Genomic DNA, 15,258 nt, shown 5'->3' on the forward strand with positions numbered 1-15,258 from the left:
ACTACGTTCTACTGAACTGTAGTCCAGCATGTTCTCCCAGTTCGGGACTCCCAGAAAACAGGACGGGATCGACCCACCCGGATCACGACGAAGACGTCGAGCAGGCTTGCAGGTCGATCCCGGCTGAGGCCGTACAGGATCCTGAGAAGGAGTCAGGCGTCGGGGAGGAAGTGGGTGAGGACTTCGGGGTTGGCCATGGAGTCCAGGTTGGCGGCGCGCTCGATCGGGACGCCGAGGAGGATCTTGCGGACCGGAACCTCCAGTTTCTTGCCGGAGAGGGTACGGGGCACGCCGGGCACCGCGGTGATGCGGTCGGGGACGTGCCGGGGGGAGAGTTCGGTGCGCAGGGTCCGGCGGAGGCGCATGATCAGCTCGTCGGTGAGCTCCGCGCCCTCGGCGACGGTCACATAGAGCAGGAGGCGGCCCTCCTGGCCCAGCTGACCGGTGTCGATCACCAGGCTGTCGGCGATCTCCGGGAAGCGCTCCACCACCCGGTAGAACTCGCTGGTGCCCATGCGGACGCCGCCCCGGTTGAGGGTGGAGTCGGACCGGCCGTAGATGACGCAGCCGCCGTCGGGCAGGATCTTGATCCAGTCGCCGTGCCGCCAGATCCCCGGATAGTCCTCGAAGTAGCTTTCCCGGTAGCGCGTCCCGTCCGGGTCGTTCCAGAACATGACCGGCATGGAGGGCATGGGCTGGGTGACCACCAGCTCACCCACCTCGCCGATCCGGGCGGCGCCCGCGGGGTCGTAGGACTCCACCCGCGCACCCAGGCAGCGGCACGGGATCACCCCGGCGCGGATCGGGAGCAGCGGCACCGGGCCCACGAAGCCGGTACAGACGTCGGTCCCGCCGGAGAACGAGCCGAGCTGGATGTTCGGCGCCACGTCGTACACCCAGCCGAATCCCTCGGGGGGCAGCGGCGATCCGGTGGAGCCGATCCCGCGCAGCGCCTCGATCCCCTCGGGACGGACGCCCGCGCGCATGGACGCGACGAGGTAGGGGGCTCCGGTCCCGAAATAGGTGACCTTCTCCTCCGCCACGACCCGCCAGAGCGCGTCCGTCGCCGGGTGCGCGGCCGAACCGTCGTACAGCACCACGGTGGCTCCGACGAGCAGGCCGCCGGCGAGGTAGTTCCACATCATCCAGCCGGTGGTGGTGTACCAGAAGAACACGTCGGACTCGCCCAGGTCCTGGTGGAAGGAGAGCGTCTTGACGTGTTCGAGCACGATCCCGCCGTGGCCGTGCACGATCGGCTTGGGCAGGCCGGTCGTCCCCGAGGAGTAGACGACCCAGAGCGGGTGGTCGAACGGCACCGGCTCGAACTCCAGCGGTCCTGCCGAGGCGCGGAGCTCCTCCCACGCCAGACGTCCCGGGCGCGCCGAGCCGATCACGACCGTGGCCGCCAGGCTCGGCAGCTTGGCGGCGATCTCGTCCACGGTCGCGGACCGGTCAAAGTCCCTGCCGTTGTAGCGGTAGCCGTCCACGGTGAAGAGCACCTTCGGTGCGATCTGGGTGAACCGGTCGATCACGCTGGGCGCCCCGAAGTCGGGCGAGCAGGAGGACCAGATCGCGCCCAGCGAGGCCGTGGCGAGGAAGGCGATGAGGGCTTCCGGGATGTTGGGCAGGTAGGCGGCGACCCGGTCCCCGGAGGCGACGCCCAGCCCGATCAGGCCGGTGCGAACCCGGGCGACCTCCTCGGCGAGCTCGCCGTAGGTGAGGGTGCGCCGGTTCCCGGACTCGTCGCGGAAGATCACGGCGGTCTTCTCCGGCGTGGTCGCCGCCCGGCGGAGGGCGTTGGCGCTGTAGTTGAGGGTGGCACCCTCGAACCAGACGGCGCCGGGCATGGTCCCGCTGAGCACCGGGCCGGTCCCGCGCTCGCCGACGACGTCGAAGTAGTCCCAGATGCTCTGCCAGAACTCGGCCGGCTCGTCGGTCGACCAGGTCCACAGGTCGTCGTATCCGGCGAAGGATCGCCCGAGCCACGACATGTACCGGGTTACCTTGGCGGTCGCGATGATCTCCTCGGTCGGCTCCCAGAGCAGGGTGCCCTCGTGAACCTCGCCGGTCGGCGCCATTGCCGTGCTCCCTTCGCGTAAGCCGCTCTCGGCCCCGTCCGCGCCGAATCAGCCGAGGTCGCGGCCCCCTGGCGAGGTGAGGCGCGACACCGCCGAGACGACCGCACGAGTGTCCGAAAGGTCCGGAAGAACGATATCTGCCCCTGCTTCGCGGAGTTCACCCGCCAGGGACCTACCGGAGGCGACCCCGATCATCGCGGCTCCGCCGATCTGCGCCGCCTGGACGTCCCGCGTCGAGTCGCCGATCAGCACGGTCACCGACTTGTCGCAGGCGAAGCCGTACCGATCCTTGGTCCTCCCCTGCGCCACCTGCAGCAACGTCGCCTTCGGATAGACCTCCTCGCCGTACCCGCCCACCTCGAAGTCGACGTGCTTGTCGAGCCCGAAGGCCTTCAGCTTGTGGACGGCGTTCACCCGGATCGTTCCCGTCAGCAGTGACTGCACGACCCCGTCGAGCCTGCCGACCGCGGCGAGTGCCTCCTTCGCCCCCGGGAGCACCCGGCCCTCTGCTTTGAGCCGCTTGCGCCGGTCGGCGAAGGCCTCGCCGAGCGCCTCGATGAAGGCGGGCAGGTGCCCGTCGTCAGGCTGGATGCCGTTGATGGCCAGCGTCTCGAAGATGAGTTCGGACTCCGGACGCCCCTTCGCCGGCGCCAGCTTCACCAGCGGACGCCCCGTCACCCGCCGAAAGGCCTCCGCGTAGGCGTCTCGGGTCACGATCGCGACGTCGACAAGCGTGAGGTCGACGTTCCACAGAACGAGGCGGTTGATGGCGGGCCTCCGGGGGCGAGCATAGAAGGTGCGTGCGGCTGTCGGCGAAGCCGTGCTTAGAGTACGCCCAACAACCGACGAGGCCACCAGGCGCGGAGAACGCGCGGGCGGCTCCCACCAGATGATCGTTGCGCTGTCCGCGCCCCACCGGGAACACACACCACAACGATCACCCCGGCCACCGCAGCACCCCGGGCGGAGAGAGACCGATCCGGCGCAGCCCGTACCCCCACCAGATGATCGTTGCGCTGTCCGCACCCCACCGGGAACACACACCACAACGATCACCCCGGCCACCGCGGCCGCCGATCGTCACAACCCGGCCAGGTAACGGAGCTGTTCCTCCCGCTGGGCACCGCCGCCGCCCTCGTGGTTGTTCCACGGCCACACCGTGATCTCCTTTGGCCCCGCCCAGTGGTTGAAGGCCGCGAAGACCGTGGAGGGCGGGCAGACGTCGTCCATCAGCGCGACCGAGTAGCGGGCGGGGATCCGGCCGCGTGCCGCGAAGTTCATCCCGTCGAAGTAGGACAGGGTGTGGAACACCTGCCCGGCCGCGCCGCGCTGGGCGGAGAGGAAACGGACGATCTCGTGGTACGGATCCTGCCCGGTGATCTCCACCGCCCTGCGGAAGTGGCACAGGAACGGCACGTCGATCAGCGCCGCCGCAAGGCCCGGCCGCAGTGCGGCGACCGCCTGGGCGATCCCCCCGCCCTGGCTGCCCCCGACCACCGCGATCCGTTCGGGGTCCACGGCCGGATGCCCGGCCAGCACCTCCACCGCGCGGACCGCGTCGGTGAACACGCGGCGGTAGTAGTAGTGCTCGGGATCGAGGATGCCGCGCGTCATCATCCCGGGAGCCTGGGCGAAGGTGCCCCCGTCCGGATCGGCGGTGGCCCCGGGGCTGCCGTGGCTGTGCCCGCCCTGCCCCCGGGTGTCGACGACCAGGGTGGCGTACCCGGCCGAGGGCCAGAGCAGATGGTCGTGCGGGTAGCCGCGCCCGGCGTTGTATCCGATGTACTGCACCACCCCCGGGAGCGGCCCGCTCGCGCCGGCCGGGAGCAGCAGCCAGGCGCCGATGCGATGCCCGCCCCACCCGGCGAACCCGGTCTCGTAGACCTCGACCGAGGTCAGCGGGATGTCGTGGCGCCGGAACTCGGCGTCGAGACCGTACGCCCCCGCCTCGGCCAGGGTCCGCGACCAGAACGCGTCGAAGTCCGCGGGCTCGTCACGCTCCGGCAGGTACGCGCGAAGCTGCTCCAGGGGGAGGTCGAACAGGGGCATTTATCACTCCATTGGTGGGATATGAGGATTCTGCCCCAGTTCGAGCGGTCGGTCAGTAGGAGAGGTGGATGCGGATGTTGGTCCAGCGCTCCACCGGGGAGTTGAGCGCGTGATCCGGGTTCTCGTCCGCGTCCACCCGGCAGCCGGCCCGGGCGTCCGGCGGCGTGTCCGAGGGACAGGTCACCCCGCTCATCTGCTGCGGGGCGGTCCAGGTGACGCCGAAGTCCTCCGACACCTCGAACCAGGTGCGCTCCGCGGGGGTCGCCCCCCACTTGGGCCTGATGTACATCCCGAAGACCGGGGCGACGGCTTCCCAGGCGGGGTCGTAGCGGAGTTTGCCGTTCACGGTGTAGGAGGGGTCGTTCAGGGCGTCCCGGCTCGACCCGAGCGGTCCGACGATCATGAGAACGTTGCTGCCCAGGGTGGAGTTGTCCGGCTGGATCCAGAGCGACTCGACCCGATGGTGGTTGACCGGGCCGATCTGGATGCCACCGCGCTGCCAGGCCCCGCTGAAGGTGGGGTCCCCTCCGTCGGCGACCATCCGCGGGTTGCGCGGGGAGGTCGACAGGGTGAGCGCGCCGGGGTGGTTGGTGGTGACGCCGCCCACCGGGGTGGCCTCGGTCCCGCCGAACCGCCCGGAACCGCGGACCCGCTGGAGCACCTCGGCCACGGGCTTGGGCGCCTGGCCCGGGTAGTGGATGTAGACCTTGCCGTTGTCCTTCTGCTTCTTCGGACCGTTGACCCGGTCGCCCGCCGCCCAGTTCTCGAACTCGATGTAGTCGGGCGTCCCGGCGTCGGTCACCGGTTTGTAGGTGGTGACCAGCAGCCTGGTGGGCATGGGCTTGTAGTAGTCGGAGTCCTTCACGACGCCGTTCCCACCGGTCTCGAAGTGCTCCCACAGCGGCCGCCAGGTGGAGCGGGCCTGGTCGAAGTACTTGACGGTGGAGCCGACGGCGGTCATCGACGGCCCGCCGAAGATGCCCTCACCGCCGGAGACGTCGGTGTAGACGACGTCCTCGGCGAAGCGGGACCTGGCCGCGATGTCGTAGTTCTCCACGGTTTCGATGCTGAACATCTTGGGGGACCAGCTCGCCGGGAAGGTGGGCTTGTAGGTGGCGTACTGGTCGGCCGGTCCGTTCCAGAAGCGGTGCGGCCCGGCCTTGATCCGCCAGGCGTAGTTCGAGGCCGCGACCACGGTGGAACGGCCTCCGTCCACGCCCGTGACGTACTTGGCCGCCCAGAAGCCGGCGTCGGCGTCGAGGACGTGCCGGGCCGCCCGGCGGACCGTGCCCAGGCGCGTTCGCGTCCCGTCGGGGTCGATCCGCTCGATCGCCCCGCCGTCCACGTTGGCGAACTCGACGTGGTGGCCGACCGTGAGCCGCGGCTGGTTCTCCGCGGCGACCGAGGCGGGGTAGACGACCTGGTGGTGGTTGCTTACCCCGTTCGTCCGGTCGACGACGGGGATGGCCGGACTCGGGTTCACGGCCGGAGCACCGAGCGAACCCGCCCCGGTCACCAGCATGACGACGGCCGAGGTGGCGAAGGTCGTCTGCAGGCGACGTGAACGGAGGAGACGCGCACCAAAACGCATGAACTCTCCTAGTGATGCGTATAACCAAGGGGAAGTGCGCTCATTCAAGGAGCGCGAGATCACTTATGTCAAGACCTAAAACCTGGTTGTTGACAATTCGCCCGAATCTGCCCCAGGGTTGGTTATGCGCATCACCTCGGGGGATCACATTGGCGAGTTATGCGCATCACTAGGAGGTTCGATGAGCGCAATGCTGTCGCGTCGGCGACTGCTCGCAGCCGCGGCGGTCGTGCCCGCCGTCGCAGTCATCGGCGGGGGCCGGTCGGCTTCGGCCGCCGCGACACCCGGCGAGGTGCCGCCAGGAGCCGGTTTCCACCGGCCCGGCCGTGGGGTGAACAACGTGGCGGGGGTGGCGATCCCCTGGGAAGCCCGGGTGGAGAACCGCCCCCTGCTGGTGCGCCAGTTCGACGTCGAGTTCGACAACTCCGTCGGCGGCGAGATCACCCACGTGGCACTCGACGGGACGCGTACCAGGCTCGGCACGGTCCAGCGGCCCGCCACCACCCCGGTCCTGGCCAACGACGGCTTCTGGGCCTCGAAATACTCCAAGGCCCTCGACGGCACCCCCGGCCACGTGCTGGCCGCGTCCGTCTACGTCCTGCGCAACAAGGTCGGCCCCGGTGACAAGTACGACCCGCACAACCTGCGGGCGTGGACCACCAGCCTGGTCAACATCCGGCCCGACCGCTTCCACGGCGCCGACCACGGCAAATGGCTCGCCGACACGATGTACACCGACATCGAGGGCGGCACGAGCATCTTCGGCGGCGGGGCCTCCCCGCAGGTCGGCTCGCCCATGACCTACCGCGACGAGGCCACGGGCAGGTGGGAGCCGATCCACCGGCACTTCGAAGGCGACCCGGCCCGCACCGTCCCCCGCCACCTGCGCTACTCGGTCTACAAGCCGCTGACCAGGTACGGCTCGCCGGCCTACCTGGAGTTCGAGAACTGGGCCGCCGGCGACACCGTCGCGGGCCGCGCCCACGAACGCAACGGCCGCATCCTCGTCGGCTACCCCCACGGCAAGGTCCGCCATGTGGCCGACGTCATGCAGCGGGTGCGCGGCACCGGCAGGTTCGGCGGCACCGAGTTCGCCGAGATCGGCCAGGTCGACACCAACCACCCCGGCGCGCTGACGCTGTCCACCTCGCCCCGCACCGGCTTCAGCTGGGACCCGAACGTGCGCGGCGGCCTGCAGATCGTGCCCGCCAACCACGCCAAGTTCCTCAGCTACGACCTGGGCCAGAACTCGTTCATCGGCAAGAACCAGTGGATCATCGTGGGCCCGGTCGGCGCCAAGGCCGAGCTGCTGCAGGACCGCCGCTACCTCATCGACGGCAAGCTCGCGATCGACCCGGGCTGGGAGGCCGTCGCCCCGGTGTTCGGGCTCTACGTCCGCACCCACGTGCGCTTCCAGGTCTCCGAGGACTACGGCTCCACCTGGCAGGAGTCGCCCAACCTGACCGGCGTGCACGAGCCCCCGAACTCCCCGGTCGACCGCTGGACCAACATCCGCATTCACCTGACCTACCCGGCCGGACCCTGAAGGACCGCTTCATGAAACTACATTCGATGCGCCTGCCGGCCGTGATCCTCGCCGCCGGTCTCGCGCTGACCGCCTGCGGCTCGGGCGGCGGGGGAACCACCGCAAGCGGCGGGGACAAGCAGCTGCGCGTCTGGTTTCCCGGCAACCTCAGCAACGAGATCGCCTGGGTGAACGACAAGCTCGTCCCCGCCTTCGAGCAGCGGTACCCGGGCGTGGACGTGCAGGTGGAGTTCGTGGACTGGGCGAACCTGTCCACCCGCCTGTCCACCGCCTTCGCGGGCAACACCGCCCCCGACGTGTTCGGCCACGGCAACGCGGCGGCCGCGGGCTTCGCCGAGGCCGGGCGGGTCGAGCCGCTCGACGACTACGTGGCCAAGCTGCCGGAGACCGACCGGAGCGACCTCACCTTCCTGAACGACGGCAAGGTGGGCGGCAAGCAGTACATCATGCCGCTGCGCGGCTTCGGCTACCTGACCGCCTACCGCAAGGATCTCATCGAGGGGTCGGGCCTCGACCCCGCCAAGTCCCCGGCCACCTGGGACGAACTCCGCGCCGCCGCCGAGAAGCTGACCAAGCGCGAGGGCGGGAAGGTGACCGTGTCCGGGCTGCACATGCCGGGGGACAACCCCACCAGCATGTCGCAGGCGTTCGCCACCCTGCTCTACCAGGCGGGCGGCTCCTTCCTCTCCCCCGACGGCAAGGCCGTCGCCTGGAACTCGCCGGAGGGCGTGTCCGCGCTCGAATACCTGACCGGCCTCTACCAGGGGGACAAGGCCGTGGCGACCGGCCTCGGGGAGAAGAGCGCGAGCACCGGGGCCCAGCACCCGCTGGTCACCGGCCGGGCGGCGATGGCGCTGGTGGACGACGCCACGCTCAAGACCATCCACGAGGCGGACCCCGGGGCCGCCGCGAAGATCGGCGTCCTGCCCCCGGCGCAGAAGACGGCCGCCGCCTCCTTCGGCGGCGCCGGCAACGGCCTGTTCATCAGCGCCAAGACCAAGCTGAAGACCGAGGCGTGGGACTTCATCTCCTTCATGCTGAAGCCGGAGAACGTCAAGGAGTACACCGTCACGGTCGGCGGCATCCCCGCCCGCGCCACGGTCGCGGGGGACCCCGAGCTGGCCAAGCTGGCCTATCTGCAGCCGTTCATGGCGGCCGCATCGCAGTTCAAGGGGAACCCCAACGTGGCCACCTGGACCCAGCTCCGCGACGCGCTCTCCAAGGAGATCGAAAAGGCCCTGCGCGGGACCACCCCGCCGAAGAAGGCTCTGGACGACGCCGCCGCGGCGGGCGAGCAGATCCTCAAGGGCTGATCCCGTGTCCCTGAAAGGCACCGTGACAACCGCGCCGCGACGGGTCTCGCCGTCGCGGCGCGGCCAGGGGGTGGCGGGCTGGACGCTGGTCCTGCCGTCGATCCTGGTCCTGCTCGTCGTGGTGGCCGTCCCGATCGGGTACGGCTTCTACCTGAGCCTGACCTCGTACAACCCGGTGGAGACGACGGGCCCGAAGTTCCACGGGCTCACGGGCTACCTCCAGGTGCTCACCTCGGGTGAGTTCTGGGACGCCCTCCGGGTGACCGTGCTGTACGCCTTCGGCACGCTGGCGCTGACCGTGCCCGCGGCCCTCGGCCTGGCGCTTCTGGTGAACGGGAAGTTCCCCGGCGTCGCGCTCTTCCGCGGGGCGATGTACCTCCCACGGGTCGTCTCCCTGGTCGCGGTGAGCATGATCTGGCTGTGGCTGTACTCCCGCGAGGGCTACTTCAACCACCTGCTCGACCTGGTGGGCCTGGGCCCGGTGGAGTTCCTCACCGACGAGGCCACCGCGCTGCCGTCCCTGATCGTCATGCGGGCCTGGAAGGCGCTCGGCGGCAGTATGATCATCTTCCTGGCCGGGCTGCAGACCATCCCGAAGGAACTGATCCAGAGCGCGGCCGTGGACGGCGCGGGCCGGTTCCGCACCTTCCGGCACGTGACCCTGCCGCTGCTCATGCCCATCACGACCTATGTGGTGGTGGTCGACCTGATCTACCTCGCCCAGTCCTTCTCCGAGATCTACATTCTCACCTCGGGTGGCCCGCTCGGCTCCACCACGGTGGTGAACATGCTGGTCTACAAGGAGGCGTTCGAGAACTTCAAGCTCGGCGAGGCGAGCTCGATGGCGTTCGTGCTGTTCTGCATGATCTTCGCATTGGCGTACGCCAACGTGCGTTTTCTGTCCAGGGGGAAGAAGTGACCGGCCGCCGCTGGCTGCGGACCGCCGTGGTGGGCGTGGTGACCGCGATCGTGATGCTTCCGTTCTGGTGGCTGCTCTCGCTCGCTTTCAAACCGGCCACCGAGGTGTTCAGCTATCCGCCGAAACTGTGGCCGGAGAACTTCACCTTCGAGAACTTCGCCTACGTGTGGGAAACCACGAACCTGCCCGTGGCGCTCACCAACAGCGCGATCGTCGGCGTGCTCACCATGCTGAGCAACGTGCTCACCGCCACCATGGCCGGCTACGCCTTCGCCCGGCTCCGCTTCACCGGCAACCGGCCGCTGTTCGTCGCCACGCTCGGGGCCGCGATGGTCCCCGCGGTCGTCCAGCTCATCCCGCTCTTCCTGATCGCCCAGAAATGGCCGCTCAGCGGGGGGAACGACCTGTTCGGCGAGGGCGGCAGCGGCCTGCTCAACAGCTACGGCGGCCTGCTGCTCCCGCTGCTGGTGCAGCCGCTCAACGTCTTCCTCGCCCGCCAGTTCTTCCTGGACCTGCCCGAGGAGATGGCCGAGGCCGCCCGGCTGGACGGCGCCTCCGAGCTGCGGATCTTCTGGAGCGTCTACCTGCCGATCGCCCGCCCGGTGGTCGCCACCATCGCGGTGCTGTCGTTCACCGGGGCCTGGGAGGACTTCCTCTGGCCGCTGGTGGTGGTCTCCTCCCCCGACATGCAGACGCTCCCGCTCGCCCTGAGCACCTACGCCGCCAGCGGTGTGGTGCAGTACGGGCCCCTGATGGCCGCCACCGTGATCGCCACGGTCCCCGTCATCGCCGTGTTCCTCGCCGCGCAGCGGCACTTCGTCGCCGGTCTGGCCTCAGGAGGGGTGAAGGGATGACCCACGTCGTACTGCTTCCACTCGACGACCGCCCGGTCAACACCGGGCAGGTCGCCGACCTCGCCGACGCCGCCGGGGTCAGGCTGACCCTGCCGCCGCCGGGGATGCTCGGCGCCCGCGGTGCGGCGAGCGACCCGGCCGCCGTGGGGGCGTGGCTGGAGCGGGCCGCCCGGGACGCGGACGCCGTCGTGGTCAGCCTCAACCAACTGGTGCACGGCGGATACGTCCCCTCCCGCCGTACGACCGAGTCGATCGCCGACTGGCTGCCCCGGCTCGAGGTGCTGAAACGGCTGCCGCGAAGCGTGCCGACGGCCGCGTTCGCCGTACTCACGCGCACCAAGAACCAGGACGACGCCGGAACCGAACCGCCGTACTGGGCCGAACACGGCCGGGGCTTCTTCCGGTTCTCGAAGGCCCTGTACGGTGCCGAGCACGGCTTCCCCGCCGACGTGGCCGGCGCCCGCGCCGCGCTCCCCGCCGCCGACGTGCACGACTGGTTGCACCGCAGGCTCGCCCACCACCAGCTGCACCTGGCCGGGATCGAGCTCGCCGCCGAAGGCGTCCTGGACCTGCTCGCGGTGGTCGCCGAGGACACCACGGTGGACAGTGTCTCCACCGGGGAACGGGAATGGCTACAGACCTGGACGGACCGCTTCGACCTCGGCGGGAAGGTGCTGCTCTACCCGGGCGCCGACGAGGTCGGGGCCGTCCTGTTCGGCCGGGCGCTGACCGCCGGACGGGACCTGACCGCCGCGGTGGTCTGCGAGGTACCCGGCGGACTGGACGCCGTCGCGGTGTTCGAGGACGTCCCCGTACGGGAGACCGTCTCCGGGCAGCTGCGCGCCGCGGGGCTGCGTGAAACCGCCGACGTGGCCACCGCCGACCTGGTGGTGGCCGTACATCCTCCCGCGGAGGCGATGGGCGATCGCTACTCCGACCGGGAGATCCCGGCCTCCACCGCGCGGCGCGGGGCCGCGGAACACCTCGCCGAACGGGTCAGCGGCCTGGTGCGCGCGGGGCGCCGCGTGGTGGTGGCCGACGTGGCCGACGCGAACGGCTCCGACCCGGAGCTGGTCGCCGCGCTCCGGAGCCGGATCCGGCTGGACGCCCTCGCCGGGTACGCGGGCTGGAACACGGCGGGCAACTCCATCGGGAGCGCCGTCGCCCAAGGCTGCGCCGCGCTGACCGGTGGCCCCGGCTCGACCCGGAAGGTCCTGGCCCACCGGTTCCTGGAAGACCTCGGCTACCAGTCGGGCGTGCGGTACGCCGTAATCGACGGGGGCGACCCCGCCGGACTCGCCGACCGGCTCGCCGATTTCCCGGAGTTCGCCGACATTTACCGGGTGCGGCCCGGCAGCGTCCGCCTACCGTGGGGTCGCCCCTTCGAGGTGGACTTCACACTGGAGGACATCCCACGGTGACCAGCCACAGCCACACCAGCGCCGGGACGCCCCGATGAGCGAGCGGGGCTGGCGCAGGCCGCGCCAGGCCGACATCGCCAAGGAGGCGGGCGTCTCCCAGGCGACGGTCTCCTACGTCATCAGCGGCCGGACCGACGGCCCGAACATCCCCGAGACCACCCGGGCCCGGGTGCTGGAGGCGGCTCGAAGACTGGGCTACGTCCTCAACCCGGTCGCCCGCAACCTCGCCGGCGGCTCGACCAAGCTCATCGGCGTCTACACCTTCGAGTCGGTGTTCCCGCTGGACCACCACGACTTCTACCATCCGTTCCTGGTCGGCATCGAGGCGGCGGCCGAGGCGTACGGCTACGACCTGGTGATGTTCACCAGCGCCACCGGCTCCGACGGGCGCCGCTCGATCTACCGCGAAGGCGTCAACCGGCTCGCCATCACCGACGGGTGCGTGCTGCTCGGCAAGCACGCCGACCGCGGCGAACTCGCCCGGCTCCGCGACGACGGCTTCCCGTTCACCTACGTCGGGCGACGGGAGATCCCCGGCGGCGCGATCAGCTACTCCGCCGCCGACTACGCCTCGGCGACCGCCCGCGTCGTGGACCACCTCGCCGGGCTCGGGCACCGCCGGATCGCCTACGTCGGCACGGCCACCCCCGGGGAGTACACGGCCGACCGGGACACCGGTTTCTGGAGTTCGGTACGGCGGCACGCCCTCGACGTCGACGGCCTGATCCACCCCGCCCCACCCGGCGGCCTCACCGTCGAGGAGGTCAGGCGGCTCCGGGAGGACGGCGCCACCGCGTTCGTGGTGCACGACGCGGTCGAGGCGCTCCGCGTCCAGGACATCCTCACCGGGCTCGGGGTGCGGGTGCCGCAGGACTGCTCGCTCGCCGCGCTCAACGACCCGCCCGACGACACCCCGACCTCGCTGGAGCTGACCTGCTTCCGCATCCCGCGGCGGGAGATGGGCACCGAGGCCGTCAACCTGCTGATGGAACGGCTGGAGCGAGGTCCGGAGGCGGATCCCCGATCCGTCACCCTGCCATGCACGTTCATTCCCGGGCAGTCCAGCGGACCGGCGCCCGGACCCGTACAGAGAGGAAGCACAGCCCGATGACCGGCACAAAGGTCGACGTCCTCGTCGTGGGAGGCGGGCTCGGCGGAGTCGCCGCCGCCTTGGCCGCCCTGCGCGGCGGCGCCCACGTCGTGCTCACCGAGTCGACCGCCTGGCTCGGCGGCCAGCTGACCTCGCAGGCCGTACCGCCGGACGACCACCCGTGGGTGGAGCGGTTCGGGGCGAGCGTGAGCTACCGCGCACTCCGCGCGGGCATCCGCGACCACTACCGCCGCTGGTATCCGCTCCGCGCGGACTCCGCCGCCGACCCCTACCTCAACCCGGGGGCGGGCCGGGTCAGCCGGCTCTGCGTGGAGCCGCGCGCCGCTGTCGCCGTCCTGGACGCGATGACCGCACCCTGGCAGGCGGCGGGCCGGCTCACCGTGCTCCGGCGGCACACCCCGGTGGCCGCGTCCGTCGACGGCGACCGGGTGCGCTCGGTCACCCTGCTCGACGGGGAGACCGGGACCGAGGTCGTCGTGGAGGCGGACTACGTGCTCGACGCCACCGAGATCGGGGACCTGCTGCCGCTTACCGGCACCGAGTACGTCACCGGTTTCGAGTCCCGCGAGGACACCGGCGAACCCAGCGCCCCCGCGAAGGCCCAGCCGCTGAACATGCAGGCCGTCTCGGTGTGCTTCGCCCTCGAGCACCGGGCCGGCGAGGACCACACCATCGACAAGCCGGACGACTACCCGTACTGGCGTGATCTGCGCCCCGAGTTCTGGCCCGGGCCGCAGCTCGGCTGGACGGCGCCGCACCCGCACACCCTCGCCCCGCGCACCTACGCCTTCGCCCCGAACCCGGACGACGAGCCGGGGGCGATCGTGGCCGACCAGAGCAAGGACCCCGGCTCGGACGAGCTGTGGACGTTCCGCCGGATCCTCGCCCGCAACCACTTCCGGCCGGGAGTCTTCGGCAGCGACATCACGCTGGTCAACTGGCCGCAGATCGACTACCTGGGCGGACCGGTGTTCGAGGTGCCCGAGGCGGAGGCCGCCGGGCACGCCGACGCGGCACGGCGGCAGAGCCTGGCCATGCTCTACTGGATGCAGACCGAGGCGCCCCGCCCCGACGGCGGCACCGGCTGGCCCGGCCTGCGGCTGCGCCCCGATGTGATGGGCACCGCGGACGGCCTGGCCATGGCCCCCTACATCCGGGAGTCCCGCCGGATCCTCGCCCAGTACCGGGTGGTCGAGCAGGACCTCGCCGTCTCCGTCCGGGGTGAGCACGGCGCCGTGCGCTACCCCGACTCGATCGGCGTCGGCTCGTACCGCATCGACCTGCACCCCTCCACCGGCGGGGACAACTACATCGACGTCGCCGCCTGGCCGTTCGAAATCCCGCTGCGCGCCCTGGTCCCGCGGCGGGTCCGGAACCTGCTCGCCGCCGGCAAGAACATCGGCACCACCCACATCACCAACGGCAGCTACCGGCTGCACCCGGTGGAGTGGGCGATCGGCGAGGCCGCCGGGGCGCTCGCCGCGCACTGCCTGACCGCCGGGACCGAACCCCACCAGGTCACCGCCGACGAACGGCGACTCGCCGACTTCCGGGCGAAGCTGACCGCCGACGGCGTCGAGGTCGGCTGGCCGCAGATCCAGCCCTACTAGAAGGAAACCCTTATCATGCGTCTGCCCTCCGACCGGACGGCGATCCTCGTCAGCCTGCCCGGCAACGACCCCGAGCTGGCCCGGGCCGCCGCCGAGGCCGGTGCCGACGGCCTCAAGGTGCACATCAACATCGCCCACCGGGCGTCCGGCACGGTCTTCGGCGACCTGGACCGGGAGGCCGACCGGCTCCGCGAGATCCTCGCCGCCGGTCTGCCCACCGGCTTGGTCGTCGGCGCCGACACCGTATCCACGGCGGAGATGCGCCGGGCCGCGACCATGGGCTTCGACTACTTCGACGTCTACGCCACCCACGCTCCGGCGGACTACGTGGCCGCCTGCGGCCCGGTCACCCCGATGGTGGCGCTCGGCCCGTCCGACGACACCGCGACCGCCGCCGCGCTGGTCGCCGCCGGGGTACGGGCCCTGGAGATGTCCACCCTCGACCCGGCCCGGTACGGCACGGAGCTGGCCCTCGGCACCCTTGCCCGCCTCGCCGCGGTCCGGGCCGCCGTCGACGTCCCGCTGATCGTGCCCAGCCAGCACCGCCTCACCCCCGCCGACCTCCCCCGGTTGGCCGAAGCGGGCGCCGACGCGATCCTGCTGGGCGCCGTCGTCACCGGCACCACCGCCGCGCAAATCGCCGAAGCCGTCACCACCTACCGCCGCGCCCTCCCAGGCTGATCCCGGCAAATCCAGCCGAGGCGTGGCCAGGGAACAGCCGCGCCTCGGCACCCTGAAGCGGCGCCCTTAGGAACGAGCGACCTCG

General features: G+C 70.9%; 12 protein-coding genes. 8 read left to right on the top strand and 4 right to left on the bottom strand.

The genetic code is table 11. The features are described 5' to 3' along the window. Positions 1-152: 152 nt before the first annotated feature. The 4 genes from RUR_RS29180 to RUR_RS29195 all read right to left on the bottom strand — a co-directional run bounded on the left by RUR_RS29180 (position 153) and on the right by RUR_RS29195 (position 5,718). Complete coding sequence (locus RUR_RS29180) at positions 153-2,078, bottom strand: acetoacetate--CoA ligase (protein ID WP_283138431.1); 1,926 nt, start codon at positions 2,076-2,078, stop codon at positions 153-155. A gap of 48 nt (positions 2,079-2,126) precedes the next feature. Next, positions 2,127-2,846 carry an HAD family hydrolase gene (locus RUR_RS29185; protein ID WP_283139834.1) on the bottom strand — a complete coding sequence of 240 codons (720 nt, stop codon included), beginning with the start codon at positions 2,844-2,846 and terminating at the stop codon, positions 2,127-2,129. 312 nt (positions 2,847-3,158) lie between these two features. Beyond that, complete coding sequence (locus RUR_RS29190; RefSeq protein WP_283138432.1) at positions 3,159-4,127, bottom strand: acetylxylan esterase; 969 nt, start codon at positions 4,125-4,127, stop codon at positions 3,159-3,161. Between the two features lie 52 nt (positions 4,128-4,179). Then, on the bottom strand, positions 4,180-5,718 hold the full coding sequence (locus RUR_RS29195; RefSeq protein ID WP_283138433.1) for a hypothetical protein: 1,539 nt from the start codon (positions 5,716-5,718) through the stop codon (positions 4,180-4,182). A 181-nt stretch (positions 5,719-5,899) separates the two neighbouring features. Here RUR_RS29195 and RUR_RS29200 point away from each other — a divergent pair, with 181 nt between their 5' ends. From RUR_RS29200 to RUR_RS29235, 8 genes are read left to right on the top strand one after another with little or no spacing between them, the layout of a single operon-like run. Next, positions 5,900-7,264 (top strand): hypothetical protein, encoded by a 1,365-nt coding sequence (locus RUR_RS29200; protein ID WP_283138434.1) that lies wholly within the window; start codon positions 5,900-5,902, stop codon positions 7,262-7,264. A gap of 11 nt (positions 7,265-7,275) precedes the next feature. Beyond that, positions 7,276-8,577, top strand: coding sequence for an extracellular solute-binding protein (locus RUR_RS29205; protein ID WP_283138435.1), 1,302 nt, complete (start codon positions 7,276-7,278; stop codon positions 8,575-8,577). A 4-nt stretch (positions 8,578-8,581) separates the two neighbouring features. After that, a complete protein-coding gene (locus RUR_RS29210) occupies positions 8,582-9,496 on the top strand; it encodes a carbohydrate ABC transporter permease (protein ID WP_283138436.1) in 915 nt (304 codons plus the stop codon). Next, the gene (locus RUR_RS29215) at positions 9,493-10,350 is read left to right on the top strand and encodes a carbohydrate ABC transporter permease (RefSeq protein WP_283138437.1); all 858 of its coding nucleotides are present in this window, start codon (positions 9,493-9,495) and stop codon (positions 10,348-10,350) included. The genes RUR_RS29210 and RUR_RS29215 overlap by 4 nt, the downstream gene beginning before the upstream one ends. Continuing rightward, complete coding sequence (locus RUR_RS29220; RefSeq protein WP_283138438.1) at positions 10,347-11,771, top strand: DUF4127 family protein; 1,425 nt, start codon at positions 10,347-10,349, stop codon at positions 11,769-11,771. Before RUR_RS29215 ends, RUR_RS29220 begins: the two co-directional genes overlap by 4 nt. 34 nt (positions 11,772-11,805) lie before the next feature. Next, positions 11,806-12,882, top strand: a complete 1,077-nt coding sequence (locus RUR_RS29225; protein ID WP_283138439.1) for a LacI family DNA-binding transcriptional regulator — start codon at positions 11,806-11,808, stop codon at positions 12,880-12,882. Beyond that, positions 12,879-14,492, top strand: coding sequence for an FAD-dependent oxidoreductase (locus RUR_RS29230; RefSeq protein ID WP_283138440.1), 1,614 nt, complete (start codon positions 12,879-12,881; stop codon positions 14,490-14,492). The genes RUR_RS29225 and RUR_RS29230 overlap by 4 nt, the downstream gene beginning before the upstream one ends. A gap of 15 nt (positions 14,493-14,507) precedes the next feature. Next, positions 14,508-15,173: a hypothetical protein gene (locus tag RUR_RS29235; RefSeq protein WP_283138441.1), complete on the top strand. Its 666-nt coding sequence runs from the start codon at positions 14,508-14,510 to the stop codon at positions 15,171-15,173. The last annotated feature ends 85 nt before the right edge of the window (positions 15,174-15,258 follow it).

Origin of the sequence: Rhizohabitans arisaemae, assembly GCF_025996515.1 — a bacterium.
GTDB classification, from domain to species: domain Bacteria; phylum Actinomycetota; class Actinomycetes; order Streptosporangiales; family Streptosporangiaceae; genus Rhizohabitans; species Rhizohabitans arisaemae.

Coding starts and splice junctions, on each gene's coding strand:
- RUR_RS29180 (WP_283138431.1), bottom strand. CDS start 2,078: ATGGCGCCGACCGGCGAGGTTCACGAGGGCACCCTGCTCTGGGAGCCG.
- RUR_RS29225 (WP_283138439.1), top strand. CDS start 11,806: ATGAGCGAGCGGGGCTGGCGCAGGCCGCGCCAGGCCGACATCGCCAAG.
- RUR_RS29200 (WP_283138434.1), top strand. CDS start 5,900: ATGAGCGCAATGCTGTCGCGTCGGCGACTGCTCGCAGCCGCGGCGGTC.
- RUR_RS29230 (WP_283138440.1), top strand. CDS start 12,879: ATGACCGGCACAAAGGTCGACGTCCTCGTCGTGGGAGGCGGGCTCGGC.
- RUR_RS29195 (WP_283138433.1), bottom strand. CDS start 5,718: ATGCGTTTTGGTGCGCGTCTCCTCCGTTCACGTCGCCTGCAGACGACC.
- RUR_RS29190 (WP_283138432.1), bottom strand. CDS start 4,127: ATGCCCCTGTTCGACCTCCCCCTGGAGCAGCTTCGCGCGTACCTGCCG.
- RUR_RS29205 (WP_283138435.1), top strand. CDS start 7,276: ATGAAACTACATTCGATGCGCCTGCCGGCCGTGATCCTCGCCGCCGGT.
- RUR_RS29235 (WP_283138441.1), top strand. CDS start 14,508: ATGCGTCTGCCCTCCGACCGGACGGCGATCCTCGTCAGCCTGCCCGGC.
- RUR_RS29220 (WP_283138438.1), top strand. CDS start 10,347: ATGACCCACGTCGTACTGCTTCCACTCGACGACCGCCCGGTCAACACC.